This window comes from Parageobacillus toebii NBRC 107807, assembly GCF_003688615.2.
Lineage (GTDB): Bacteria > Bacillota > Bacilli > Bacillales > Anoxybacillaceae > Parageobacillus_B > Parageobacillus_B toebii.
Genome location: NZ_CP049703.1, coordinates 2,176,319 through 2,202,719, shown reverse-complemented (window position 1 = coordinate 2,202,719; position 26,401 = coordinate 2,176,319). Strand labels below are relative to the sequence as shown.

The 26,401-nt window shown below is 42.0% G+C and carries 21 protein-coding genes and 1 pseudogene; 8 read left to right on the top strand and 14 right to left on the bottom strand.

Annotated elements, in window-relative coordinates; translation table 11 throughout:
• Positions 1-251 precede the first annotated feature (251 nt).
• Entirely contained in the window at positions 252-1,607 is a 1,356-nt protein-coding gene (locus DER53_RS11310) for an arsenic transporter (protein WP_062755397.1), read from the bottom strand.
• A gap of 426 nt (positions 1,608-2,033) precedes the next feature.
• Here DER53_RS11310 and DER53_RS11305 point away from each other — a divergent pair, with 426 nt between their 5' ends.
• The 5 genes and pseudogenes from DER53_RS11305 to moaD all read left to right on the top strand — a co-directional run bounded on the left by DER53_RS11305 (position 2,034) and on the right by moaD (position 5,441).
• The gene (locus DER53_RS11305) at positions 2,034-2,405 is read left to right on the top strand and encodes a GyrI-like domain-containing protein (RefSeq protein ID WP_244319562.1); all 372 of its coding nucleotides are present in this window, start codon (positions 2,034-2,036) and stop codon (positions 2,403-2,405) included.
• A gap of 722 nt (positions 2,406-3,127) precedes the next feature.
• A pseudogene (locus tag DER53_RS17350) lies at positions 3,128-3,312 on the top strand (molybdate ABC transporter permease subunit); the annotation flags it as partial.
• Positions 3,313-3,326: 14 nt separating this feature from the next.
• Positions 3,327-4,349 carry a GTP 3',8-cyclase MoaA gene (gene moaA, locus DER53_RS11300; RefSeq protein ID WP_062755400.1) on the top strand — a complete coding sequence of 341 codons (1,023 nt, stop codon included), beginning with the start codon at positions 3,327-3,329 and terminating at the stop codon, positions 4,347-4,349.
• A 394-nt stretch (positions 4,350-4,743) separates the two neighbouring features.
• Positions 4,744-5,214, top strand: coding sequence for a molybdenum cofactor biosynthesis protein MoaE (locus DER53_RS11295; protein WP_015863662.1), 471 nt, complete (start codon positions 4,744-4,746; stop codon positions 5,212-5,214).
• Positions 5,211-5,441: a molybdopterin converting factor subunit 1 gene (moaD, locus tag DER53_RS11290; protein ID WP_062755402.1), complete on the top strand. Its 231-nt coding sequence runs from the start codon at positions 5,211-5,213 to the stop codon at positions 5,439-5,441. The genes DER53_RS11295 and moaD overlap by 4 nt, the downstream gene beginning before the upstream one ends.
• A 339-nt stretch (positions 5,442-5,780) precedes the next feature.
• Here moaD and DER53_RS11285 read toward each other — a convergent pair whose 3' ends face one another.
• The 7 genes from DER53_RS11285 to gltB form a co-directional block, all read right to left on the bottom strand.
• Positions 5,781-6,236, bottom strand: coding sequence for an OsmC family protein (locus tag DER53_RS11285; protein ID WP_015863660.1), 456 nt, complete (start codon positions 6,234-6,236; stop codon positions 5,781-5,783).
• A 339-nt stretch (positions 6,237-6,575) separates the two neighbouring features.
• On the bottom strand, positions 6,576-7,853 hold the full coding sequence (locus DER53_RS11280; RefSeq protein WP_062755403.1) for a dihydrolipoamide acetyltransferase family protein: 1,278 nt from the start codon (positions 7,851-7,853) through the stop codon (positions 6,576-6,578).
• A 78-nt stretch (positions 7,854-7,931) separates the two neighbouring features.
• Positions 7,932-8,966, bottom strand: a complete 1,035-nt coding sequence (locus tag DER53_RS11275; protein WP_062679382.1) for an alpha-ketoacid dehydrogenase subunit beta — start codon at positions 8,964-8,966, stop codon at positions 7,932-7,934.
• Positions 8,967-8,994: 28 nt separating this feature from the next.
• Positions 8,995-9,987 (bottom strand): thiamine pyrophosphate-dependent dehydrogenase E1 component subunit alpha, encoded by a 993-nt coding sequence (locus tag DER53_RS11270; RefSeq protein ID WP_062755405.1) that lies wholly within the window; start codon positions 9,985-9,987, stop codon positions 8,995-8,997.
• 157 nt (positions 9,988-10,144) lie between these two features.
• Positions 10,145-11,989 (bottom strand): sigma-54-dependent Fis family transcriptional regulator, encoded by a 1,845-nt coding sequence (locus DER53_RS11265; RefSeq protein WP_062755407.1) that lies wholly within the window; start codon positions 11,987-11,989, stop codon positions 10,145-10,147.
• A 101-nt stretch (positions 11,990-12,090) separates the two neighbouring features.
• The gene (locus DER53_RS11260; protein WP_062755409.1) at positions 12,091-13,572 is read right to left on the bottom strand and encodes a glutamate synthase subunit beta; all 1,482 of its coding nucleotides are present in this window, start codon (positions 13,570-13,572) and stop codon (positions 12,091-12,093) included.
• 204 nt (positions 13,573-13,776) lie between these two features.
• Entirely contained in the window at positions 13,777-18,339 is a 4,563-nt protein-coding gene (gene gltB, locus DER53_RS11255; RefSeq protein WP_062755411.1) for a glutamate synthase large subunit, read from the bottom strand.
• A gap of 124 nt (positions 18,340-18,463) precedes the next feature.
• Here gltB and gltC point away from each other — a divergent pair, with 124 nt between their 5' ends.
• Positions 18,464-19,366 carry a glutamate biosynthesis transcriptional regulator GltC gene (gene gltC, locus DER53_RS11250; protein WP_062755413.1) on the top strand — a complete coding sequence of 301 codons (903 nt, stop codon included), beginning with the start codon at positions 18,464-18,466 and terminating at the stop codon, positions 19,364-19,366.
• 36 nt (positions 19,367-19,402) lie between these two features.
• Here the strand turns inward: gltC and DER53_RS17345 are convergent, their stop codons facing one another.
• From DER53_RS17345 to dhaK, 6 genes are all read right to left on the bottom strand, one after another.
• A complete protein-coding gene (locus tag DER53_RS17345; RefSeq protein WP_244319560.1) occupies positions 19,403-19,714 on the bottom strand; it encodes a hypothetical protein in 312 nt (103 codons plus the stop codon).
• Positions 19,686-20,537: a S1C family serine protease gene (locus tag DER53_RS11245; protein ID WP_244319558.1), complete on the bottom strand. Its 852-nt coding sequence runs from the start codon at positions 20,535-20,537 to the stop codon at positions 19,686-19,688. The genes DER53_RS17345 and DER53_RS11245 overlap by 29 nt, the downstream gene beginning before the upstream one ends.
• Before the next feature lie 12 nt (positions 20,538-20,549).
• Complete coding sequence (locus DER53_RS11240) at positions 20,550-21,773, bottom strand: FxLYD domain-containing protein (protein WP_062755415.1); 1,224 nt, start codon at positions 21,771-21,773, stop codon at positions 20,550-20,552.
• 283 nt (positions 21,774-22,056) lie between these two features.
• Complete coding sequence (gene dhaM / locus DER53_RS11235) at positions 22,057-22,449, bottom strand: dihydroxyacetone kinase phosphoryl donor subunit DhaM (RefSeq protein ID WP_062755417.1); 393 nt, start codon at positions 22,447-22,449, stop codon at positions 22,057-22,059.
• A gap of 14 nt (positions 22,450-22,463) precedes the next feature.
• Positions 22,464-23,078 (bottom strand): dihydroxyacetone kinase subunit DhaL, encoded by a 615-nt coding sequence (gene dhaL, locus DER53_RS11230; RefSeq protein ID WP_062755418.1) that lies wholly within the window; start codon positions 23,076-23,078, stop codon positions 22,464-22,466.
• 20 nt (positions 23,079-23,098) lie between these two features.
• A complete protein-coding gene (gene dhaK / locus DER53_RS11225; RefSeq protein WP_062755419.1) occupies positions 23,099-24,094 on the bottom strand; it encodes a dihydroxyacetone kinase subunit DhaK in 996 nt (331 codons plus the stop codon).
• A 551-nt stretch (positions 24,095-24,645) separates the two neighbouring features.
• Between dhaK and DER53_RS11220 the strand changes: the two genes are divergently transcribed.
• On the top strand, positions 24,646-25,752 hold the full coding sequence (locus tag DER53_RS11220) for a sensor histidine kinase (RefSeq protein ID WP_062755421.1): 1,107 nt from the start codon (positions 24,646-24,648) through the stop codon (positions 25,750-25,752).
• Complete coding sequence (locus tag DER53_RS11215) at positions 25,745-26,380, top strand: response regulator transcription factor (protein WP_062755423.1); 636 nt, start codon at positions 25,745-25,747, stop codon at positions 26,378-26,380. Before DER53_RS11220 ends, DER53_RS11215 begins: the two co-directional genes overlap by 8 nt.
• The last annotated feature ends 21 nt before the right edge of the window (positions 26,381-26,401 follow it).

Here is a 26,401-nt window from a genome sequence, read left to right as displayed (position 1 = left end):
CAAAATCCCTCCGAGCTTTCGTATTTAAAGGTGATTATCTTCTTTAACATTTTTTACAGATTAATCTAAATGTAAACCTTATGATATTTCATTTTTACGGCAGCAAATACTCCAACAATACAGTTTTTTCCTAATTAAAGGTGTTTTGCATTCACTAACACTCTGCAAAACGAGAAAAACCCCTTATATATCAAGGGGTTTTGTTGTGGTAAGTTTCTTTAAGTAAACGTGAATATGGTATTTAGTTTTCATTAGGCAAAAACCATTTGCACCCAATAGAATAGTAAAAACAATGTGACAACGGTTGTGAATGGTATGACAATCAACGAGACGCTTAAATAATCTTTCCATGTTACTTTTATCTTATTTTGTTTTAGGATGTGCATCCAAATCAGGGAGGCAAGCGTTCCAATCGGCAATAACAACGATCCCATGTCACTGCCAATAATGTTGGCAAGATAGATCGTCTTTAATGTAATAGGATCCAATCCCATTTCCGTCAAGGTGATGGTTCCGATCATTAAAGCGGGGTGATTATTAAAGAAGTTGGATAGAACGGACACTAATCCCCCCATGATAAAGCTCGCGTAGAACAATCCCTGGTTTACAATCGGTTCACATATTTTCACCAGCATCGCTGTCAGCCCCGCGTTATGGAGCCCGTAAATAATGACATACATAGAGAAGGCAAAAATAAGAATGTGCCAAGGAGTCTTTTTCAAGATGTCAACGGAATTGGTGCGCAAATGATACCATCTCCACACCAGCAGGATGAATGATCCAAGCACCGCAACGATTTCAATGGGAATAGAGAAATAAGAAGCGACAAAGAGCAGGCAGCGAACCACAAAGACAAACAGCAAGACCTTCAACATAAATTGGGTGCGTTTGCGTTTCGTTTCCACGGAAATGGTGTTCTTCAATGGATGAAAATGTTTAGTAAAAAAGATTCCCTCTATATCATCAGAGAAATTTGGCAATGTTTTTGGCAATTTATTCTTTACTACTACGTACATCAGACAAGACATAAACAACAACCCTAACGTTGCCGGCACAAACATCATGGCCGTGTGCATATAAAGCGTCATATCCACAATTTTCAATGCGATTAGATTAACGATATTGCTTACTCCAATCGGCGCGCTGGAAGCTGTTGCGATCAGCGCTCCGCTTAAGAGATACGGGATCTGCTCACGCGGTTTTAGCCGGAGGTTTTTTAGGAGTAAAATTAAAATCGGGGTCGTAATCAGGATGCTGCCATCGTTATTGAATAAAAGGGTCATCAAAAAACATAACAGCTGAATGTACCAATATAGACGATAGCCCGAACCCTTGGCCAAACTGGCAAGCCGTGCCGCTGCCCAGTGGAAAAAACCGAAACTTTCTAATATGACGGCCATGACAATCGTTGCGATAATGGTAATCGAGGCGCCGGCGATTTTATGGATAATATCCAAAATATCACTGCGGGATACAATGCCTGTTAGTAGAATAATCCCCGCGCCAATCGACGCCGGCCATGCTTCGTTTAAGCCTCTTGGCCTCCAAAAGATGACGAGCATCGTCATGATGAACACGAAAATTGTCATTTTAATTTCAAAACTCATAATTCTTCCTCCCTGTTTTTTAAGGGTCTGAGCCATTTAACCCTATCAATCGGATTTACCACATTTATATTCATCCCTATCAGAAAGGGCTTGGATAATAGACCTAATTTCGCTAATATGTACTCTTGTCTCTCTAGTAAAAATGTACGGTAGAGATTAATGACTATAGATAAATGTATAGTAGAGACTAATGACTATAAATGATTTGTTATGTTTAGGAATTGGGATGGCAGAGGATCAGAAAACTTACTTGCTGGAGAATTGGCTAAACGTAGACGAATGCAACATAATAAGAATTATCTTTTGTTTTTTATGGAATTTCATAAAAAAACAGAAGATAATTCGGAGCGTGGTAAGATTTTTCTCACTTACTTTTAAAGAAAAAAAGAGCCTGATGAAAAAAACATCCTTAAAGGAGCAGAACCAATGAAATACAAAGTTATTGAAAGAGATAGTTTTCAAGTAGTAGGAATCAAGCGAGAATTTTCATTAGTTAATGGGGAGAATCTTGTAGGTATTCCAAAACTGTGGGATGAAGTTAATGAGGATGGAACAGTCGGTTTATTATTGAAGTTGAACAATGGTCAAATTAAAGGTGTGCTGGGGGTATGTGTCACTAATAGCGGTACACAGTCGAAGCAAGTAATGGATTATTGGGTAGCCACAGAATATGATGGTGACACCCCCGACGGATTATTGAAATTTGAAGTGCCCGCATCTAAATGGGTTGTATTTGAAGTTCATGGGCCAATGCCAGATGCTATGCAGAAGGCATGGAACCAAATTTTTTCAGAATAGCTTCCATCCAGTAGTTATGAGCATGCAGGCACACCAGCATTAGAAGTATATACAGACGAAAATCCCTTGAGCCCTGATTTTTATTCCGAAATCTGGATACCAGTAAAATAAACAGGAACATATGAAAAGTTATAAGTCATCAGGATTCCATAATCTGTCAGCGAATCACTTGATACTTCGTATGCTCCACTTCATGCCGCGCCCTTCTACACGTCTTTGCATAAAAATTCCTTCCTTTTCAAACAAAGGAAGGAGTTTTAATAAGTTTTAATAAAATGAAAGAAGTTGTTTTCATCACTTTCATCTTACTTGCATCAGCTGTTATAAGGTTATAAAAACCGCATGACTCACCTTTCCTTTTGCGAATTGGCGATCAATGATACGAAGATCTTCTTCTCAGTTTCACTTCTTTTTCTCCTTAAGGAACTGAACGGCGCGAAAATCAACATTTATTTTTAACAGGGTCATTAAAGAATGACGAACTGAAACAGCCAAGATGGTGCGGATTTCAGTGATAATGTTGCATCCATATAAATAACTTCGATTTTTTACACTAGTTTTGCAACATCATCATGGGTTACAATGTGAGTAACGTCGTAACATTATCTCTTATTTTCTATAGCAAACAGGAAAATGTCATAGTTTTGTTGAAAGAGATTTTTAACCGATTGAATTTTGGTTATCGAGGTTTCATGCGTCGATCATATTGCATTTTCCCTCAGCTTGGCGAATTCGGCGCTACATTTGATGTTTGCGGGAAATATTCCAGGAAAGACACAAACGATTCCGACGGCCATTATGTGTCAATGAAACGGGAGAAATGAATTTAGTGTGGGCATGGGTGGCCATGATGATGATGTCGTTGTTTTTCTTATATGTGCGAGAATCTTTAAGTCCAATTGAATGAAAGGAGGAGGCGGTATGGGAAAAGGTCAATCGGTGATTGCCGACCAGTGGAACCGTCCGCTTCGCGATTTGCGCATTTCAGTAATAGACCAGTGCAATTTCCGATGCGTATATTGCATGCCGGCAGAAATATTCGGACCGAATTTCCGTTTTTTGCGTGAAGACGAATTATTAACGATCGAGGAAATGGTGCTGCTTGCGGAAAGTTTTGCGGAACTTGGGGTGGAAAAAATTCGCATCACCGGGGGAGAACCGCTGTTAAGACGCGACTTAGACTTATTAGTAGAACGGCTGGCGCACATTTCCGGCATTCGCGATATCGCTCTTACTACGAATGGGATTCATTTAGTGAAATGGGCAAAACGTTTGAAAGAAGCGGGGCTCAAGCGCGTCAATGTCAGCCTGGACGCGTTAGATGACGAAGTATTTAAAAAGATGAACGGGGTTGGCGTCGGGGTCAAACCGGTGTTAAAAGGGATTGAAGCAGCGCGGGAAGCAGGGCTTGGCGTCAAAGTGAACATGGTCGTCAAAAAGGGAATGAACGACTCGCAAATCATTCCGATGGCGAACTATTTTAAAGAACGAGGCATTACCCTCCGCTTTATTGAATATATGGACGTCGGCACGACAAACGGCTGGGATTTTTCCCATGTGGTAACGAAAAAAGAAATGTATGAACGCCTGCAGCAAATGCATCCGCTTGAGCCGGTGGAAAAAGCCTACTTCGGCGAGGTGGCAAGCCGCTACCGCTATGTTGGCACGAACGTGGAAGTCGGCTTTATCACTTCGGTGACCGAATCGTTTTGCCAAAGCTGCACTCGGGCGCGCATTTCCGCCGATGGCACGCTATATACGTGCTTGTTTGCTGCAAGCGGTGTTTCGTTAAAAGAAAAACTGCGTTCCGGGGCCGATAAAGAAGAAATAAAGAAAATGATTGCATCGACATGGAACATGCGGACAGACCGCTACTCGGATGAACGGACGGAGCAAACAGCAAAAACGCGAAATAAAATTGAAATGTCTTATATTGGCGGATAAACAAACTAGACTTTCTCGTTAGTGGAGCAGTCCGGTTGTTGTTTATTGGGATGCTTCTGTTTCATAAAGAACACGCGAAATAAAATATATTAGGAGAATTAGTTGAAAAATTGACAGAAAAATTTGATAATATCATATAGTTGGAACAAGCATGCAATAAACAAAAAAACAGCAGCCAATATTAATATGAACTTTTGCCGCTTGATTTCGTGTTTGTCGAAGGCTGCAAACATGAATCATGCTGCGAAACTAAGACAGATTGGGGTTCGCTGGCACAGTTATCTAATATTATTACGTAGGAATCTTCTTTGCAGCTATCTTTTATTCCATATCCTTTTATTTTCATTAATGATGAAGAAAATGACTTACATTGGTTAATGAGGTGAGAAAAACAATGAATGAACGTCTTTTTATGATTACGGACAAGCCGATTTCCATTGAGAATGTGGTAAAAAAAGTGATGCGTCCCGAAGCCGGAGCGGTGACAACGTTCATGGGAACGGTGCGCGAATGGACAAACGGAAAGCGGACCTTATTTTTACAATACGAAGCGTACGTATCGATGGCGGAAAAAATGCTAGAGCAAATTGGGGCAGAAATTCGCGAAAAATGGCCGGAAACGAAAGTGGCGATTACGCACCGAATCGGCAGGCTGGATATCGGCGATATCGCTGTCGCCATCGCCGTTTCGTCGCCGCATCGCAACGACGCGTATGAGGCAAACCGATACGCGATTGAGCGCATTAAACAAATCGTTCCGATTTGGAAAAAAGAACATTGGGAAGATGGAACGGAATGGGTTGGCAATCAATTAGGGACGAAAGCGTATCCAACAGGAAAGCCGGAAGGAGAGGATTTACAATGATCACACTGCTCTTTTTTGCGCATTTACAGGAAGCAATTGGAGAGGAGCGCGTTGTGTTGCCTAACGTTCCTCAAACGGTAAATGCATTAAAGAAGGAAGTAGAAAAGCGTTATCACATTGATCTGAAACAAGTGATGGTCGCGGTGAATGAGGAATATGCCCGCGATGATCAAACACTTCAGCCTGGCGATATCGTTGCCTTTATCCCACCGGTAAGCGGAGGGTGAGAGATTGTTCCAAAATCCTTGGAAGCACTTTTTATGTAAAAACAATGGATAAGCGGTTATCATGGAATAATAATGATCGCGCTCGTTGCCATTGGATGCCCGATATTTGTTGTAACGAGCGGCGCTATTTAAATGAAGTTAAAACTACTTAAGAAAGGCAATGAATCGGGGCTCTTTTCCCAAAGAGCTCCGTTTTCTTTGCCCTGTGGCCGAAATTTTGAAAATAATTTACATCCCTATTCGTTGTGCCTATATCTCGACTAACATCAATCCCCTACCTTAGCTGAGCGCACGAAAAAATAAAGGGATGGCACACATCCACCCCTTTTTTAGATCTTATTATTTCTTGCTCCATTTTGTATCCACTTGAATCCCGGCATCCAGCAAAAGATTCAATACAGGACATCTTCTCTCCACTTCATTTTTCAGCTGCTCAATTCTTTCTTCACTTTCTTCGGTTTGTATATTCACTTGGAAACGAACTTTTTGGAAATGCGTGCGAACGCCTTCTTCCCCCATTAGTCCCCGGGTATCGATGATGCCTGTCGCTTCAAAATCAATTCCCGAGAAAGTAAATCCTAATTCTTTCGCAACTAATGGAATCATCACTCCATTACAACCGTTCAAAGCTGCAACTACATATTCCAGTGGAGTTGGCGCTGCATCCACTCCTCCTAATTCTGCTGGTTCATCCATAGAAAAAGTAGGAAAATTTCGTATAGAAATATTGGTTTTGACGCCTGATTCCCATTTACCTTTAGCGGACACTTTAAACAATGTAGAAGCTTTAGCCATGCCCTTTCCTCCTTTAGTTAAGTAAATTTATCGGAATTAATTAAATTATAAAAAATTAATGTTCGGGTGTAAAGAAAAATTTCAAGTCATATTTTTATTTTCTGAATCAAACAATAAAGATCGTTTTATAATGGAAAAGCCATTTAATCGATAAGAATGATATGATTGTCAAAAGAATAGCGTATACCATTGCAATATGAGACACTTACTTTAAAACATGCACCTTTTCTTCCTACCTAAACTAAGCATCTATCATCAGAAAAAAAGAAAGCAATCCGAATTGGATTGCTTTCTTTCCCGAACGCCGTGATAAAAACATTTCCAGCTAAATAATACATGCTACAATAACATTTTATATGGCTTTTCCAGATAATTTTTAATGGTAGTAAGAAATTGACTAGCCGGTGCACCGTCTATCACTTGATGATCAAACGTTAAACTCAATGGTAAAATCTTTCTCTTCTGAATAGCATCTCCTACAAAAACCGGAGTATCTGTGACTGTTCCTACCCCAAGAATTCCTACCTCCGGCGGATTTAATACTGGTGTAAAAAATTCAACACCATATGCACCGAGACTTGTAATCGTAAAAGTAGAACCTTTCATTTCCTCACTGCTTAATTTTCCTTCCCTTGCCCGTACGCTCAATTCCTTAATTTTTTTCGAAATTTCTTTTAAAGAAAGTTTCTCTGCATAAGGGATGACCGGAACGACTAGACCGTTCTCCAATGCGACTGCAATTCCTAAATGCACGGAATCATACGTATGAATATTCCCATTTTGATAAAGACTGTTCATTTGTTTATGGGCACATAATGCTAAAACTGTTGCCCGTGCGATAAAATCGGTGATTGTAAGTTTTATATCCGGTTCGTCTTGCAGCTCTTCCCTTAGTTTTTTCTGTAATTCAAGCAATTCTGTCACATCTGCTTTCATATGAATCGTTAGCTGAGCCGTTTGCTGCAGGCTTGCAAACATTCTTGTGGCAATTACTTTTCGCATGCCGGTTACCGGTTTTACGGTGACGCCTTTTTGTTCCGTTGTGATCTGGCTTGTTTCTGCGATCGTTATCTGGCCTGTTTCTTCGATCATTTGCTTCTCGCTCACTGGCTGTAAGGATGCTTGTTTTAGTTGAATGGCTTTTTCTACATCTGCTTTTGTTATTCGTCCCTTTGGACCCGAACCTTTAATATTGCTTAAATCGATTCCCGCTTCGCGAGCTAATTTTCTAGCGGCAGGAGAAACGCGCAACATATGTCTAGATGTTTGTCTTAATATTGATTTTGGTTCGATGGTTCCAACAGACACGGCTACTTCTTGCATTGCTTGTTGTGGTGTTTCTTGCGGTGCTTCATTGGACTGATCACCCGCTTCTTCTCCTTCCTGGCCAATGTAGCCAATTACTTTCCCTACTTCCACCGTTTCATCTTGTTCGACAAGGATCTCTAATAACACCCCATCTTGCGGTGCTTCAATATCTGTCTCAATCTTATCAGAGCTAATAACAACGACCGATTCCCCTTTTTTCACCTTATCTCCTTTTTTCTTTAACCACTCTACAACCGTACCTTCTTTCATACTCATTCCTAGCTTTGGCATGAAGATTTCAACCGCCATTCCTATCTCTCCCCTTTTTCGATTGATACAAGGAATGCGTGTTGCTCAAAATTGCTTTTAGCAACACGCTTGAATTTATTAAACTGCTACAATCGTTTCATCTCCTATCATTTCAGCTACTGCCTGAAGCACCTTTTCTGGAGTTGGCAAGTAAAGATCTTCTAATGTTGGTGAAAACGGAACAGGACAATGCGGAGCAGTAATCATCTTAATCGGAGCATCTAAATAATCAAACCCTTTATCTGCTACAAGAGCAGAAATATCTGTCGCTGCACTGCATCTCGGATTTGCTTCATCAATGATAATCAATCGTCCTGTCTTAGCTACAGAAGATAAAATTGTTTCCTCATCCAGCGGGGACAACGTTCTTGGATCAATGACTTCTGTTTCCAGTCCTCTTGTTTTCAACATATCTGCTGCCTTTAAGGCCGTATGCACTTGTTTTCCGATCGCCACAATGGTCAAATCACTGCCTTCTCTTTTAATATCTGCTTTTCCAAGAGGAATGGTATAAAATCCTTCTTCCACTTCTCCTTTCATGTTATAAAGTGTTTTATCTTCAAAAAAGATGACCGGATCATCATCAAAAATAGAGGCAAGTAAAAGGCCTTTTGCATCAGACGGGGTAGAAGGAACAACGACTTTTAACCCTGGTATATGGGTAAAAAGCGCATATAAGCTTTGTGAATGTTGTGCGGCCGCGCGAAATCCAGCACCGTGCATCGTTCGTATGGTTAAAGGCACTTTCGCTTTTCCGCCAAACATATAACGAAGTTTTGCTGCTTGGTTCATTACTTCATCTAAACAACTTCCGATAAAATCATTAAACATCAATTCTGCAATCGGTCTTAACCCCGTTGCCGCCGCTGTAACAGCTGCACCAATATACCCAGCTTCCGCAATCGGCGTATCTAATACTCTTTCTCTTCCAAACTCTTGAACGAGACCTTTTGTTACACCCATTACTCCTCCCCAAGCTTCATCATCTTGCAAGTGATCTACAGCCGCACCGCCAGCAACATCTTCTCCCATCAAAATAACATTTTCATCTTTGCGCATCGCAAGCTTCATCGCTTCATTAATTGCTTGTGAGAAAGAAATTGTTCTTGTCATAATGGTTTTTACCTCCTAACTTTTATGATTAATAGGATACATAGACATCTTTTAAAAGATCTTCTTCCGATGGGAATGGGCTTTTTTCCGCAAAATCTACCGCTCTCTCAATCGCTTCTGCTACATTCTGTTCTATTTCCAATAGTTCTTGTTCTGATAACAGCTGATTGGAAAGAATATAGTTGCGAAATCTTACGATGGCATCTAACTCTTTTAAATGTTTTTCTTTTTCTTCCGATGGTTTATACGTTTGTGCATCCCCTTCAAAATGGCCATAATTTCGATATGTTTTACATTCAATTAAAGTTGGTCCTTCCCCATTGCGAGCTCGTGTTATTGCTCTTTCTGCCGCTTCATATACGGCAATGACATCTTTGCCGTCAACAATCTCTCCCGGAATGTTATAAGCGGCCGCCCGGTCTGCAATGTTTTTGCAGCTCGATGCGTATTCAAAAGGAGTTGCTTCAGCATAACCATTGTTTTCCGCGACAAAAACAACCGGCAGTTTCCAAATAGCCGCAAGATTGATTCCTTCATGAAATGTGCCATGGTTATTCGCTCCATCGCCAAAGAAACAAATGGTCACAGCACCTGTTTTCTTCAATTTCGCCGTCAAACCAGCTCCGACCGCCAGAGGAAACCCGCCACCGACTATTCCGTTAGCACCAAGCATTCCTTTTTCCACATCGGCAATATGCATGGATCCCCCTTTTCCTTTGCATAATCCTGTTGCTTTTCCGTAAATCTCCGCCATCATTCCATTCAAGTCGCAACCTTTTGCAATACAGTGGCCGTGCCCGCGGTGTGTACTCGTAATATAGTCTTTTTCATTCAAATGAGCACAAACTCCTACAGCTACTGCTTCCTCGCCGGCATATAAATGAACAAATCCTGGCAAAATACCTTTGCTGAAGATTTCGTGAACTTTGTCCTCAAACTGACGAATTTCACACATTTTCTGATACATCCACTTTGCTTTTTCTTTCGTAATACTCTTGGATTCTGGCTTTGTCACTGTCATGCTTCCATCCTCCTTAATTAAAGTGAATTCTTCTCATTTTCTAACCATGCAAGTAATGTGCCAACAAAAAAAACGCTTACAACAATATTGTTGTAAGCGTTTTTAAAAAATTAAATTTTAACTAATCTCATTTTTTCTCATTCTTTCTCATTTTGTCTCATATCAAATGATACTTCTTTAATTTTCGGTAAAATGTACTGCGAGGAATATTCAACTCAGCTGCCGCTCTAGCAATATCGCCTTTTGTTTTCTGCAGCATATCCATAATATGATTTTTTTCAATCTGTTCCCGATAGGATAAAGTTTCTTGATCTGACTTCATATTTTCTCCCTGACTTTCCCATCCAATGAACATCGATTTGAGCTCCGGAATAGATGGAATATGATCTCCATATTCAATTCGAACTCGCTCTAACACGTTAAATAATTCTCGAATATTTCCTGGCCAATGATAGGTCATAAATAGTTGCATCACTTCATCAGGAAAGGAAACAGACCAATTGTTTTTTTGGCAATAGTACTGAATCAAAAACGGTATATCCTCTTTTCGTTCTCTTAACGCCGGAACTTTAATCGGATATACATAAATGCGATAAAATAAATCTTCCCTTAACTTTCCTTCTCTTACTAATTGATATAAATCGCAGTGTGTCGCTGTTATTACTCTCACGTCAATAGGAATTGGTTTCGTTCCGCCAATAGGAATGACTTCCCTTTCCTGCAAAACCCTTAAAAGCGCGATTTGCATTTCCAAAGGTATTTCGCCAATTTCATCGAGAAAAATGGTTCCACCGTTTGCTTGGACAAATTTTCCTTTATGTCCCGTACGTTTCGCTCCCGTAAATGCCCCCTCTACATAACCAAACAATTCACTGCCAATTAGTTCCTTTGGTATCGCACCGCAATTAATCGCAACAAACGGGCCGTTTTTTCTGGCACTGTTTTGGTGAATAGCGCGAGCAATCAATTCTTTCCCTGTTCCCGTTTCTCCGGTGATATAAACAGTGGCATCTGTTTTCGCTACCTTTTCACAACTTTTTATTACATTTGCAAATGATTTGCTCCTACCGGTTACTCCTTCAAAATGAAATGTCGTAGAAACAAATTTAAAATCATTATTTTTTGTCTTTTGAATCGTAACTTGATAACCAATAATATCATGATGAATAGAAGAATAAATGGGAGTTTGGGATTTGATAATCCAATGATCGCCACAAACATCTTCCAGCGATCGATCAAGCATGTTTGAAAAGGAAGAGCGCAAACAATGATTCACCCAGACAATACGCCCTTTATGATTGCATATCACCACAGGGGAATTTGTATTTTCCATATTACGACTATACTTAAACAACTCCAATTCATCTTCTTTTGCTTGAATGTGGAATCGTTGCTCGATGGTATATGCCGCGGCAACCACAGTGGCTAAAACATGGTCGTGAAACGGATAATGATTGATGGGGTAAGAAACATCGATAATTCCGACAAGTTCTCTCTTTTCGTCATAAATAGGTGTTGCGGAACAAACCCATTGATGGGAAGCAACGGAATAATGTTCTAAGCCAACAATCGCAATAGGCTCATGGATTCGCAAAGATGTGCCAATGGCATTTGTCCCGACTTCATCTTCTGTCCACTTTACACCTTCCACAAATTTTATTCCTTCAGCCATTTTCATTGTTTGTTTATGTCCCTTTGCATATAAAACATATCCTTCTCGATCGACAAGAAGAAAAATAGACTTGGTTTCTTGAAAATATTTTTGCAGCTTTTCTAAAATAGGTACGGCAATATGAAGCAATCGTTGATTCCGCTTTTTTCTTTCTGCCAGCAAATGCGGCTCTAAAATCATCTTTCCTTTTCCGTCATAGGGGTTCACATTTTTCTGGCGGCAGAGATGCCATGATTCTGCAATTCTTTTATTCATCCTTGCATGGTCCAAAATTCCTTCACGAACAAAGCGCTGCCAAATTTCGCGTCTAGATGGATCTATGATATTCATATCCATCCCCTCCAACACTGAATATCAGATAATGTTTACATTCGTTTTTTACATGAAAAAATCCTCTCGAAAACCAGTTGTTTTCAAGAGGATTTTCCACATCACGGCAAATTCGTTGTTCCCATTAAGAAACGATCGACTTCTCTTGCTGCTTCCCGGCCTTCGTGAATCGCCCAAACGATTAAGCTTTGGCCTCTGCGGGCGTCTCCGGCCGCAAATACTCCTTCGACATTGGTTGTGTATTTACCGTACGGCGCTTTAACTTTATTGTTGACGGTCTCGACGCCGAATTGCTGCAAAATCGGCTGCTCCGGACCTTCAAAGCCGATGGCGATAAATACTAAATCACATGGCCAAACTTGTTCGGTGCCCGGAATCTCTTTAAATATCGCTTTGCCGTTTTCATCGATGATTTTTTCCATTTGAATCGTATGAAGCTCTTTGACTCGCCCGTGCTCATCGCCAACAATTTTTTTCGTCTGAATGCAATATTGCCGCGGGTCAGCACCGAATTTCGCTTTCGCTTCTTCATAGGCGTAATCCAGTGTAAATACAAGCGGATATTGCGGCCATGGATTATTTTCCGATCGTTGTTCCGGCAATGCCGGGTGCTTCCCAAACTGCACAACGCTTTTGCACCCTTGCCTTAATGCAGTCGCAACACAGTCCGCCCCTGTATCGCCGCCGCCGATCACAATGACATGCTTGTCTTTCGCATCGATGAAGCCGCCTTCTGCAAAATTCGAGTCAAGCAAGCTTTTGGTCACACCTGTTAAATAATCCATGGCAAAATGAACGCCCTCAAGCTCTCTTCCTTCAATCGCAAGGTCACGATGTTTTTGCGCGCCGATGCATAATACGACGGCGTCATATTGAGAACGCAGCTCTTCGGCGGTGATGTCTTTTCCAACTTCCGTATTGGTTATGAACGTAATCCCTTCTTGTTCTAAAAGCCGAACTCTCCGCTCGACAATTTCTTTTTCTAGTTTCATATTTGGAATGCCATACATTAATAACCCGCCGACTCGGTCAGCCCGCTCGTACACCGTTACCGAATGGCCCGCTTGATTGAGTTGGTCGGCGCAAGCAAGACCGGCAGGCCCAGAACCGACAATCGCCACTTTTTTTCCTGTTCGTTTTTGCGGAATCCGTGGCTGAATCCATCCTTCGGCAAACCCTTTATCAATAATCGCCCTCTCGATTCCTTTGATGGCGACAGCCGGGTCGGAAATCGCTACCGTACAGGAACCTTCACAAGGCGCCGGACAAACCCTTCCAGTAAATTCTGGGAAGTTGTTCGTTTTCAGCAACCGCTCGAGCGCCTCTTTCCATCTGCCTCGGTAGACTAAATCGTTCCACTCCGGGATCAAATTATGAATCGGGCAGCCCGATGTCAGCCCGTTCAATTCCAGTCCCATATGACAAAACGGAGTCCCGCAGTCCATGCAGCGGGCGCCTTGTCTTGCGAGCGTTTCATCGGAAAACGGAAACGCATATTCTTTCCAATCGTCGAGACGGGAAAGCGGGTCACGTTTTGTTTCTTCCTCGCGTGCATATTCCATAAAGCCGGTTGCTTTTCCCATGATCGTTTTCCCCTCCATTTCCGTACCATTCCATTGAACCTCTATACGATAGAAATCGACAGATTCTAAAAAAGTTTTTTCTACACCTTCGCAACGCTTGTTCTGCTCGACTTCCTGGACGTTTTCACATCGTGTCGGATTGGTTCTCCCCGTAATTGAAATCACATGCTGTTGTGATCTCAGTAACGATGGCGAAGCGATCGCTTATTTAGCGACCGCTTGTAATGCGAGTGGTTCGTTTACCGCAACTTTTTTTCGTTTGGCCACCGCTTCAAAAGCAGCCATCATCGCCTCATCTTGAGAAAGCCCGGATTGTTCCATCGCTTTAATGGTTTCGATCATCAATTTGTAGTTTCTCGGAATGACTTTCACAAATTTTCCGACATATTCATCCCAATGCGCCAAAATGTGAGAAGCTTTTATGCTTCCGGTATATTGGTAATGTTTTTCAATCATTTGACGCACTTCATTGATCTCTTCTTCCTCTTCGAGACGTTCGAACAACACTAATTCTTTATTCGCTGTTCTTTGCCATTCGTTTTCATCATCGGATAGCACATAAGCGATTCCTCCGGACATTCCTGCCGCAAAGTTTTTCCCGACGGAACCAAGGATCACCACACGTCCTCCTGTCATATACTCACAGCCGTGATCGCCGACGCCTTCAACGACAGCGTTCACGCCGCTGTTCCGCACGCAGAACCGTTCGCCGGCGCGTCCGCGAATATATGCTTCTCCGCTCGTCGCCCCATAGAAAGCGACGTTGCCGATAATGACGTTATCTGTAGAAGCAAACGATGCTTCTTCTGGCGGACGGACGATCACTTTTCCGCCGGAAAGGCCTTTTCCGACATAGTCGTTCGCATCGCCAACAAGCGTCATCGTCATTCCTTTTGGAACGAAAGCCGCAAAGCTTTGTCCGGCAGAGCCTGTGAAATGCAGTCGAATCGTATCTTCCGGAAGCCCTTCTTCTCCATATCGTTTCGATATTTCGCTTCCCGTAATCGCTCCGACGGTGCGATGAACATTTCGAATAGGAAGATGAAGCTCGACTTGTTCTTTTTTCTCTAACGCAGGTACTGCCGCCGGCAAAATTTCGTTATAATCCATCGTTTGTTCGATTTTATGCTGCTGCGGACGAGCAAATGTCCGTGGACCGTCTACTTGATAAAGTAAACGCGACAAATCCAAATGCTTCGCTTTCCAATGTTTTTTCGCACGCTCGCTCACTTTTAAGACATCGACTCTTCCGACCATTTCGTCGATGGTGCGGAAACCGAGCTGTGCCATTATTTCACGCACTTCTTGGGCAACGAAATACATGAAGTTGATCACGTGTTCCGGTTTTCCCATAAACTTTTTGCGAAGCTCTGGATTTTGCGTTGCCACCCCAACCGGACATGTATCAAGATGGCATGCCCGCATCATCACACACCCTAAAACAACAAGCGGGGCTGTCGCAAAACCAAATTCTTCAGCGCCGAACAATGCGGCCATCACAACATCGCGTCCAGTCATTAATTTTCCGTCTGTTTCAAGCACAACGCGGTCACGCAAGCCATTTAACATTAACGTTTGGTGCGTTTCCGCAAGACCGAGCTCCCACGGAAGCCCAGCATGCTTAATGCTCGTTTTTGGCGACGCTCCTGTACCGCCGTCGTAACCGCTGATGACAATAACATCCGCATTTCCTTTCGCAACGCCGGCCGCAATCGTACCAACGCCTGCTTTGGAAACAAGTTTCACGCTGATCCGTGCATCTCTATTGGCATTTTTCAAATCGTAAATAAGCTGCGCCAAATCTTCAATCGAATAAATATCATGATGCGGAGGAGGAGAAATCAATTCTACTCCAGGCGTAGAGCCGCGCACCTTTCCGATCCACGGATACACTTTATTGGCAGGCAGCTGTCCGCCTTCGCCAGGTTTTGCCCCTTGCGCCATTTTGATTTGCAATTCATCGGCGTTGACTAAATAATGGCTTTTGACGCCAAAGCGGCCGGAAGCGATTTGCTTAATCGCGCTTCTGCGCAAATCTCCATTTTCATCTGGCACATAACGGCTCGGATCTTCTCCACCCTCGCCGCTATTGCTTTTTCCTCCGATGCGGTTCATTGCGATAGCGAGCGCTTCATGCGCTTCTTTGCTTAATGAACCATAAGACATCGCGCCTGTTTTAAAGCGGCGTACGATCGATTCAACCGGCTCGACTTCCTCAATCGGAATCGGCGTTCTCGTTTCATCAAATTCAAACAAATTTCGCAAAAAGGTCATGCGCTCTTCATTCGCCAATTTCGAATATTGTTTGTACAGCTCATAATCGTTTTTCCGGCACGCCCATTGAAGCAGATGAATCGTCTTTGGATTGAATGCGTGATGCTCTCCGTTTCGTCTCCATTGCAGCTCGCTGCCTGGGTCTAATGTATCGTCTTTGTATGTCGTTTGGAAAGCATCCTCATGGCGCATTTTCGCTTCTTTAGCAATTTCCGCTAAACCGATGCCGCCGATTTGGGATGCCGTGCCTGTGAAATATTGTTCGATCACTTCTTCACCAATGCCGACCGCTTCAAAAATTTGCGCACCGCGGTAGCTTTGCACCGTCGAAATTCCCATTTTCGACATGACTTTGACAACGCCATCGGTAACCGCCTTTTTATATTTGTTCACCGCTTCATGATAGGAAAGCGAAATGACTCCGTTTTCCACAGCGCTGCGAATCGTCTCCAGCGCCAAATACGGATTTACCGCATCCGCGCCGTATCCGATTAAAGCGGCAAAATGATGCACTTCCCGCGCTTCGCCGCATTCGACAATAATGCTTACATTCGTGCGCGTTCCTTTTCGTACAAGATATTGATGAAGCGCACTTGCGGCAAGAAGCGTCGGAATGGCGACATGACGTTCGTCAACGCCTCGGTCAGACAATACAAGAAGCACCGCGCCGTTTTCCATCGCCTTTTCCGCTTTTTCAAACATTTCATCAAGCGCTTTTTGCAAGTCGTCGGTAAATAATGTCGGAATCGTCACACATTTAAACTCAGGATACGGGTTCGACTTTAACGCAGCAAGTTCTTCGTTCGAAAGAATCGGTGTATCCAAGCAAATACGGCGGGCGGCCGATGCATCCGGATGAAGAATATTTCCTTCTTTTCCAAGAAGCGTCATCGTCGATGTCACAATATATTCGCGAATCGCATCAATCGGCGGGTTGGTGACTTGCGCAAACAGCTGTTTAAAATAGTTAAACAAGCTTTGCGGACGGTCTGACAACACCGCAAGCGGCGCATCCATTCCCATCGCGCCTGTCGGGTCTTTTCCTTCTTTCACCATCGCGATGATCGTTTTTTCTACATCTTCATACGTATAGCCGAACGCTTTTTGCAATGTGACAAGATTTTTGACCGGCTCCGTATCTTCTGGAATATCCAGATCGTTTAACGTCATCATTTTTTCGTTCAACCATTTGCGGTACGGCTTTTCTTTAGCGATTTCTTCTTTAATTTCCTCATCAGAAATAATCCGGCCTTGCTCTAAATCGACTAAAAGCATTTTCCCTGGGCTTAAGCGATCTTTATATAGCACGTTATTTGGATCTACATCAATGACACCGACTTCCGATGAGAAAATAATATAGTCATCTTTTGTCACATAATAACGCGCTGGCCTTAAACCGTTACGGTCTAAAATCGCGCCGATTTGTCTGCCGTCCGTAAACGAAATCGCCGTTGGGCCGTCCCACGGTTCCATTAAGCAGCTATGGTATTCGTAAAACGCCTTTTTGTCATCATCCATTTCGTTGTCCCAGAACCATGGTTCCGGAATGAGCATCATCGCCGCATGCGCCAATTTTTTCCCGGCTAAGACGAAAAACTCAAACGCATTATCTAAAATGGATGAGTCACTGCCGTTCATATCTAAAATCGGCGTAATTTTTTGCAAATCCTCACCGAAAAGTTCAGATACAAATTGCTTTTCCCGCGCCATCATCCAATTGACGTTTCCTCTTAGCGTATTGATTTCGCCGTTATGAATTAAATAGCGGTTTGGATGTGCTCTTTCCCAGCTAGGGAATGTGTTTGTACTAAAGCGAGAGTGAACGAGGGCAAACGCCGATTGAAACCGTTCGTCCTGCAAATCGACATAAAATTCATCCAATTGTTCCGGTGTAAGCAATCCTTTATATACAATCGTCCGGCTTGAGAGGCTGGAGAAATAACATTCATTATTTTGAACAAGCTTTTCCGCCTGTTTGCGAATGACATACAATTTTCGTTCAAATGCAAGCTCATCTTGAATATCGTCGCTTGCTGCGATAAACACTTGGCGGATAAACGGCTTGCTTTGTTTTGCGAGTTTTCCGAGTTTTTCGATATTTACAGGCACAGTGCGCCAGCCTAACAGCGTCTGTCCTTCTTTTTTGATGATTTTATTGATTTCTCTTTCATAATACAATCGTTTTTCCTCATCTTCCGGCAAAAACACCATGCCGACGCCATAACGCCCTTTTGGCGGAAGCTTCATTTTTCCGCACGCCACTTGGAAATATTCGTGCGGAATTTGTACCATAATACCCGCGCCATCGCCTGTTTCTGGATCGCTTCCTTGCCCGCCGCGATGTTCAAGCTGACGAAGCATATGAAGACCTTTTTTTATAATATCGTGGGATGGCTTTCCTTTTAAATGGGCGTAAAAGCCGATACCGCACGCATCATGCTCAAATTCAGGACGATAAAGCCCTTGCGCTTTCGGTAGCCCGTAATGTTTCATCTTGCTTCCCTCCCGTTCCATTTGCTCTGTGTATATAATTGTAGTTTTCAAAAATAATATAAACAATATATAATTTAGATTAAATCAATCACATTTTGAGATTAATAGAAGGGAAGTGAGGAAAATGGAGCTAAGACAACTTCAATATTTTTTAGAAGTGGCCAAACGGGAGCACGTTTCCGAAGCGGCGGAAGCTCTTCATGTCGCACAATCCGCCATCAGCCGGCAAATTGCTAATTTAGAGGCCGAACTTGGCGTACAGTTATTTGAACGGGAAGGACGAAACGTGAAACTCACCCCGGTCGGCCGCCACTTTTTACCTCATGTGGAGACAGCGTTGAAAGCAATTGAATACGCCAAGCAGCAAATCGAAGAATACTTAGACCCAGAACGCGGAACGATCAGAATCGGCTTCCCAACGAGTCTAGCAAGCCATACGATGCCGATGGTCATCTCCGCTTTTAAAGAAGAGCATCCAAATGTGTCGTTTCATTTGCGGCAAGGAGCTTACAAATATTTAATCGAAGCGGTGAAAAAAAGAGAAATCGATTTGGCGTTTCTCGGACCTGTTCCAACTGGTGAACCAGGCATTAAAGGGGAGATTTTGTTTTCGGAAATGTTTGCCGCCCTTCTTCCAAGCAATCATCCGCTTGCCAAACGAGACAGCTTAGTACTAAATGAACTGCGCAACGAACCGTTTGTGACATTTCCTGAAGGGTACATTTTGCATCAAATTGTTCTCGATGCCTGCCAGCAAGCAGGATTTTCCCCGATCATCTCATCGGAAGGCGAAGATTTAGACGCAATTAAAGGTCTCGTCTCCGCAGGGATTGGCGTCACTCTTCTTCCGGAAAGCGCCTTTTATGAAACGGTGCCCCGCTTCGCGGTAAAAGTGCCAATCGAAATACCGCATGTGAAACGAAACGTCGGCATCATCGTTTCCGACCATCACGAACTCGCACCATCCGTTAAAGTGTTTTATCAATTTGTAAAAGACTTTTTCTCCACATTGGAGAGATATCAATAAAAAAGACGGTGCCTGTGACGGAAAGGGGCACCGTCGTCATTTTATTTCTTCTCCTTTTCCAGTTAATATTTTTAATTCATCATTTTCATAACCAATCTCATAATTCAGTTTATATTTTGCATAAGAAATTCCGTCGTTTTTCCTTTCCTCTGCCGTAATCACAGCAGTGACAGACACTGTGTCACCTTGTTGCCTTGCATTCATATCATCAACAGTAACAGACAATGTATCTAAATAACCGTTTCTAAACTTTTCATATGATATTTTCGACTTCCAAGAACTCCCTAATAGTGAATAAGCAGTTACATAATCCCCATAATTAATATTTTTCATAGAAATACGAAACAAGACGCTCCGCCATTTCTTCGAAAGAATCACCTTCTTCATGAGCATAGGCATTATCCACAAAAACAATTTCCGGCAGCTTGGTCATTGGATGTTCGGACCATTCTTCAATAAGCGAAATAACGTTTGGAATCGGGATGCTAAAGCCAATGGAACCTTGATCATACCCCGCCGAATTAATTCCCAATACTTCTCCCGTTTTACTATCGACAAGTGGACCACCGCTATTTCCCGGGGCAATTGGCGCAGAAATTTGATATACATTTTCATAACGAAACGGTTGTAAATCAAAAGTTCTCCCTACCCCGCTAATAATTCCTGTTGTCACCGTGTTTTGTAATCCTAATGGACTGCCTAGCGCCAGCACTTCATCGCCTACTTCCGCTTTTCGATTTTTTGCCACTTTTAGCGGTTGTAAAGATGAAAGTTCTGGCACGCGCACTAACGCCACATCTATATTATTACTAACGCCAATCACAGTCCCGGTAAATTCTTTCGAATCTGCCGTTTTTACTTTCACTTCTTTGGCATTCGCAACAACATGCGCGTTCGTAACGATATCTCCTTTATTGTTATAAAGAAATCCAGAACCTAGAGTCCCATCCTCCGTTTCTATTTGTACGACTAGTTTTTGTGATTTATGGATGATTTCTTTTAGTTCTGGTGAAGTTTCTTCTTTCTTTTCATATTTATTTTCTGCTACTGCAATGATGGATGGCTGAGATAATTTTTTCGGCACGGACTCTTTTATATGTATAAACGCAAAAATTCCCGCTCCCCATATGGCCAGTGTACATAAAACGCTGATAATCCATTTTTTGTTCATTATGTCACCTCTTTAATCGAGATACCATGTAATATTGTCAATAGCCACTTTCGCATTTTCATTAACTCCGTAATAAATATCTTCAAATGTTCCTGTATCGCCTGGTTTTACATAATATGGATACACAGTGGTAAATCCATCATCTAAATAATTTCCTTCTGCATCAGTAATTGTGTAATAAATCGTAATCGAATAAATTCCTTTTGTCGCAACATTTTTGATTTCCCCACTAATATAAAGATCTCCGTACTCATCTACATTGGCATTCAATGCCGTCACTTCCACAGCGGCAGTACGATTCTTTAAATCTTCTTGGGCAGCGGCTTTCATTGCTTGTTCTATTCGTTCTTGTTCTGCTTTTTCAAACGCTGCCTGTTCATTTTTTACTTTTTCTTTGACAGATAAAAGTTTTTCATCATTCACCGCATATTGTAGCCCCTTATCTAAAATAGAGATCGCTTTTGAAAATTGTTTATTTTTTGCTTCTTTTTCCGCTTCGGTGCTTGCAATCTGCACGATTTTATTAGTGATTTGTTCTTTCACTTGTTTCCCTTCTTCTGATGATAACGTGGAAACAATATTAAGCTTGTCTGCCAATTGCTCAATTGTAGTTAATTCGTCTAACTCCTGTTTGATTTTCCCCACCGTTATCGTAATATCTCTTCTCGTAATTTCTTTCTGAAACGGGTTAAACAAAGGGCCTTTTCTCTTTTCATATTCCTTTTTCACATTTTCTAATTGTTCGGCAGCTTCATCATATTGTTTTTGTTTTATCTTTTGATCTACTTCTTGCAGCCCTTTCGCAAGCGCTTCCGCTTGTCGAATAACATGTATATCTTTAGATAACACCGTATAATTCGGACGAAGATTTAACGCTTTATTTAATTCTTTTTCCGCCCTTTCATATTCTCCTTTCAAAGCAAGCTCCTCCGCCTTTTTTTGCAACGCTACCACTTGCGCGTTTACCTTTTGCTCATAACCGTAAAAACCAGCAATGCTAGAAGCTACAATAATCAAACTCGCAACAGGAATGGCAATTGGCAATAACCGTCGGACTTTGCTGTATTTAGCTGCTTGTTCGCTTTTAGAAAGCGAATTCGATTCCTCATCCGCTGCGCTCACAACACTATCTAAATGATGATCTGTCTCCTGTTCCCCCTCCCGCAACGGCACACCGCATTGTGGGCAAAACCGAGCTTGATCAGATACTTTTTCACCGCATTGATGACAAAACACTCAAAAACTCCCCCTTTAATGATTCTATCTAAACCATATATGAATCCGATGAAGAATGTTGTCGAATTTTGTTTCAAAAAACAATTTTTTGTAAAAAAATGAACCCAGAAATCATAATGATTTCTGAGTACCAATGCTTGGTCAAATCCCCGCTTTGACATCAGTTGTTTTGATGTTTGTATTCGATCATCTCGAATTCTTCAAAAATCGACCGCTTTTCAATCTGTAATGACAATGTATTCACCTATATCCATAATTTATGATAAATCTACACCGTAAATTCTTAATGTTCCACCTTCACCATTTGCTTCGCCTGTTCACACGCTCGGACGATTTCATCGAGCGATTTTCCCAATCCCGCTTCCACCGCGGCGATATACGCTCCTTCCACCAACGGAGCATCGGCAATGGCGATATGATCTGTTTTCTCGAGCATCTCGATCGCCAATTCCGCGTTCATCAAAGCACTTCCAAGGTCAAACAGAATGACAACCCCTTTTTCCGAATAGACGGATTCAATCGCTTCTTTGATGCGGAAAGCGTTCGTCCCGATCTCCCCATCGTTTCCACCGGCAACTGCGATGTTGACATCAGGCTGGACTTGATTTAATAGTTTCTTTAAACCGCTTACAATTTCCTCGCTGTGCGAAATTAATACAAGGCTGACATATTTCATGAATGATCTCTCCTTTATCCCTCGAGCACTTCCGCTAAAGCGGCAAACAATAAATACGAAGAAGCCGAACCTGGATCGATGTGGCCGATCGATCTCTTTCCTAAGTAAGCGGCGCGCCCTTTTTTCGCCTCGAGTTCTTTTGTATGTTCCATTTTTTCTTTCGCAAACAGTGCTGCTTCTTTCGCTTGCAAACTTCCTTTCTCCCGCAAAAATTCCATGACCGGCTCCCATACGTCCACCATCGTTTTCTCGCTGACGTTTGCTTTTCCGCGCGCTTTGATTCCGTCTAACGCCGCCTCTAACGCTGCGATCAGCTCTTTATCATCCGCTTCCTTTTTTCCCGCGAGCGCAAGCGACATTTTCAAAAAAGCAGTGCCGTATAGCGGTCCCGACGCTCCTCCGACTTTCGCGATTAGCGTCATGCTTACGTCTTTGAAAAGCGAACCGAGATCTTCGTAATTGGTAGAAGTAATTTTTTTAACTACTTCTTGAAATCCCCGCGCCATATTTAACCCATGGTCGCCGTCGCCGATCGCTTGATCGAGTTCCGTTAAATATTGTTTTTGTTGTTGAATTTTATCGTTTGCGATGCTCATCCATCGTTTTGCCTGTTCCATATCAAACGCCATAATGATTTCTCCTCTCCCTTTTATTTTTTCAACGCAATCGTATCCGCAGACGCATCTAACAATTCGATCAAGGAATCATCCAATTTTAACAGCGATATGGAACAGCCGGCCATTTCCAGCGAGGTCATATATTCTCCGACAAATGTTTCATGGACGTGAATTTGTTTTTCCTTCAACATTTCTGATATTTTTTTATTCACAATATATAGCTCCATTAACGGTGTTGCGCCAAGTCCGTTAATCATCACTGCGACGCGATCGCCTTTTTCTAGTTTCATGTCATCAAAAATTTTGTTCAGCAACGTTTCCGCAATTTCGTCCGCTGTTTTGATCGTTGTTTTTTCAATTCCCGGTTCGCCGTGAATGCCGATGCCGACTTCGATTTCGTTTTCTCCAAGTTCAAAGCCAGGTTTTCCCGCTGCCGGCACGGTGCACGGAGTAAGTGCCATCCCCATGGAGCGAACATTTTGCACCACCTTCTTCGCCGCCGCCTCGACTTCTTCAAGCGATGCGCCGCGTTCTGATAGTGCCCCTGCGATTTTATGAACAAACACCGTTCCCGCAATGCCGCGCCGTCCTGTTGTAAACGTGCTATCTTCCACCGCTACGTCGTCATTTACAATGACTTTCGCGACACGAATTCCTTCTGCTTCGGCCAACTCCGCGGCCATTTCAAAATTCATGACGTCTCCCGTGTAATTTTTGATAATAAGCAATACGCCTTTTCCGCTATCGACCGCTTTGATCGCCTCAAGCACCTGGTCAGGTGTCGGAGAGGTAAACACTTCTCCGCATACCGCCGCATCTAACATTCCTTTGCCGACATAGCCGGCATGCGCCGGTTCATGTCCGCTGCCGCCGCCGCTTACGATTCCGACTTTTCCTTTTACTGGAGCGTCACTTCTCACAATCACATTCGTATCCGGAAGCCGTTTCACCTGATTCGGATAAGCCGCGACCATTCCTTCTAGCATATCGTTAACGACTTGGTTCGGATCGTTAATTAGTTTTTTCATTACTCTCTCCCCTCTCAATAAAAGTGAGCATGTTCAAAAGTAGATATAAAATGATAACCCAGTTTCTAAAGTACAAAAAACTTGTCACCCCATTAATATTAGTTAAGATGAAAGAAGGCAGCCATACGCTCACCGATACTCAATCACGAAAAAGGTGACAAATTTGTTACCTCTATTAATAGCTTATTTCCTTATAAATAGCAAGAATATTCCTATTTATCCGCCTACTGGCTAAAGATGTACTTGATTTTTACGTAAAAAAAATATGCAGGAAATTTCGTTTTTTTGTACCCTTATGTACAAATAAATGAGGCTGTTAAGTACATTGTGGTGAAAAGCATAATTTTCATCTTTTTTACCACAACTTGTGATTAAGTGTTTGTTTTGTTTGCGATGTTTCAGATCCCTTTTTATAACCTCATAGCTATTTTCAACATACAATGTTACACGCTTTTTGTTACGGTCAAGCATATTTTACCTAAAAATCCATTGACATCCTTTTTTTGCTCCAGTAAGTTAAAAATAAATTAAATATGCAGGATGGAGATGTTGTGAAACTGTTTATCCTTCGCTCGCTTATGTTTGCGGTTTTATGGACTGGGTACTTATATGAACATAGTCAACATTCAAATCAACCTGCTCTTCTATGGTTTATTAGCTCACTTGCGATTTTAAGTTATTTTTTACTTTCTATTGTGAAAGAGCCGCTTGTCTTATATATAATCATTCATTTTTTGATTATAGTAGCTGAATTTCGGTATCCGCTTCCTAAAAATATGTATAGTCTTTTGTTATTTTTATATATTTATTTAGAGTCAATTTTTCAACTACCGATAAAAAAATTCCGCCTATTGACCATCATTACGTTTCTGTGTTCAGCAGTGATCGTTATTGGCTTAAAAAGCGGAGGAATGGAATGGCTCATCGCTTTGATTCTTTTTTCTATCATTTCTGTTCTGTTAAACGAATATGTGTTGGAAAGAAAAGAGCAACGGGAAATGTATGAACAGTTATTAGGAGAATATCGGCGGTTAAAGCGTTTATATTATGAAACAGAACGGTCTGCAAGACTGGAGGAACGAACAAGAATTGCCCGTGAAATTCACGATTCCGTAGGACATAAACTAACAGCCCTTCTTATGCAGCTAGAAATGTTGTCAATCAAAGAACCGAAACAAGAATACGAGCAATTAAAACATTTAGTTCGCGATAGTTTAGAGGAAACAAGACAAGCTGTAAAAGCGTTAAAAACAGAAGAAAATGAAGGGATTGCCTCTGTGCTTCAATTAATTAGAAAATTAGAATCGGAAAGCCATATTATGGTTCACTTTACGACGAAACAAGGTGTACTATCTACGAAGATTTCCAATCAACTTAGTGTTGTGTTATATCGCGTCATTCAAGAAGCATTGACAAATGCAATGAGACATGCCCATTCAAGAGAAGTATTTGTCGTATTAGGAAAATCAGCAGTGGGCGATGTTCATTTTTCTATTAAAAACCGTATTTTTGAGCCGAAACCTTTTCAAATGGGATTTGGTTTAACGAGCATGAAAGAACGTGTAGAGGAAGTCGGAGGAACTTTGCACATTTTCCAAACTAATGATGAGTTTATTGTTCAAGGAACGATTCCAGTAAAGGGGGATCATCGTGTTTAACATTTTACTTGTAGAAGATCAAGCGCTTGTCAGACAAGGATTAAAAATGATGATTGAACAGGATCCTCAACTAAAAGTCGTCGCAGAAGCAGAAAACGGATTAGAAGCATTGCACGAAATGGAAAAACATATTATCGATATCGTTATTATGGACATCCGCATGCCTGTGATGAACGGCTTGGAAGCAACAAGAAAAATAAAAGAGCGATGGCCGGATGTCAAAATTTTAATTTTAACCACTTTCAATGATGATGAATATGCTGTGCAAGCATTGAAAGATGGGGCCAATGGCTTTTTATTGAAAACGGCTGAACAACAAAAACTGATTCAAGCGATATATAGCTGTATGAAAGGCGGATTGACCATTCATGAAGATGTCGCGGCAAAAATGGTGCCGAAACTATTGCAAAAATCGAAACAAGCCCACGTTGACATCCCTTTATCCCCTCGTGAACTCATGATTGCAAAATTAGTAGGAGAAGGAAAAACGAACAAAGAAATTGCAGCAGAGCTTCATTTATCCATCGGAACGGTAAAAAATCATATTACACAAATCCTCCAAAAACTTCAGCTGCGCGATCGCACCCAGCTTGCCATTTATGCAATTAAACATGATATTACCCCTTAAAGACCGAAACATACGGTCATT

Excerpts from the sequence above, each read along its gene's own strand:
- gltB (WP_062755411.1), bottom strand. The coding sequence starts at position 18,339 with ATGAAACATTACGGGCTACCGAAAGCGCAAGGGCTTTATCGTCCTGAA.
- DER53_RS11260 (WP_062755409.1), bottom strand. The coding sequence starts at position 13,572 with ATGGGAAAAGCAACCGGCTTTATGGAATATGCACGCGAGGAAGAAACA.
- dhaM (WP_062755417.1), bottom strand. The coding sequence starts at position 22,449 with ATGAAATATGTCAGCCTTGTATTAATTTCGCACAGCGAGGAAATTGTA.
- DER53_RS11245 (WP_244319558.1), bottom strand. The coding sequence starts at position 20,537 with ATGAACAAAAAATGGATTATCAGCGTTTTATGTACACTGGCCATATGG.
- DER53_RS11305 (WP_244319562.1), top strand. The coding sequence starts at position 2,034 with ATGAAATACAAAGTTATTGAAAGAGATAGTTTTCAAGTAGTAGGAATC.
- DER53_RS11310 (WP_062755397.1), bottom strand. The coding sequence starts at position 1,607 with ATGAGTTTTGAAATTAAAATGACAATTTTCGTGTTCATCATGACGATG.
- DER53_RS11280 (WP_062755403.1), bottom strand. The coding sequence starts at position 7,853 with ATGGCGGTTGAAATCTTCATGCCAAAGCTAGGAATGAGTATGAAAGAA.
- DER53_RS11285 (WP_015863660.1), bottom strand. The coding sequence starts at position 6,236 with ATGGCTAAAGCTTCTACATTGTTTAAAGTGTCCGCTAAAGGTAAATGG.
- DER53_RS11275 (WP_062679382.1), bottom strand. The coding sequence starts at position 8,966 with ATGACAAGAACAATTTCTTTCTCACAAGCAATTAATGAAGCGATGAAG.
- dhaK (WP_062755419.1), bottom strand. The coding sequence starts at position 24,094 with ATGAAAAAACTAATTAACGATCCGAACCAAGTCGTTAACGATATGCTA.
- DER53_RS11265 (WP_062755407.1), bottom strand. The coding sequence starts at position 11,989 with ATGAATATCATAGATCCATCTAGACGCGAAATTTGGCAGCGCTTTGTT.
- DER53_RS11295 (WP_015863662.1), top strand. The coding sequence starts at position 4,744 with ATGAATGAACGTCTTTTTATGATTACGGACAAGCCGATTTCCATTGAG.
- moaA (WP_062755400.1), top strand. The coding sequence starts at position 3,327 with ATGGGAAAAGGTCAATCGGTGATTGCCGACCAGTGGAACCGTCCGCTT.
- DER53_RS11270 (WP_062755405.1), bottom strand. The coding sequence starts at position 9,987 with ATGACAGTGACAAAGCCAGAATCCAAGAGTATTACGAAAGAAAAAGCA.
- moaD (WP_062755402.1), top strand. The coding sequence starts at position 5,211 with ATGATCACACTGCTCTTTTTTGCGCATTTACAGGAAGCAATTGGAGAG.
- dhaL (WP_062755418.1), bottom strand. The coding sequence starts at position 23,078 with ATGGCGTTTGATATGGAACAGGCAAAACGATGGATGAGCATCGCAAAC.
- gltC (WP_062755413.1), top strand. The coding sequence starts at position 18,464 with ATGGAGCTAAGACAACTTCAATATTTTTTAGAAGTGGCCAAACGGGAG.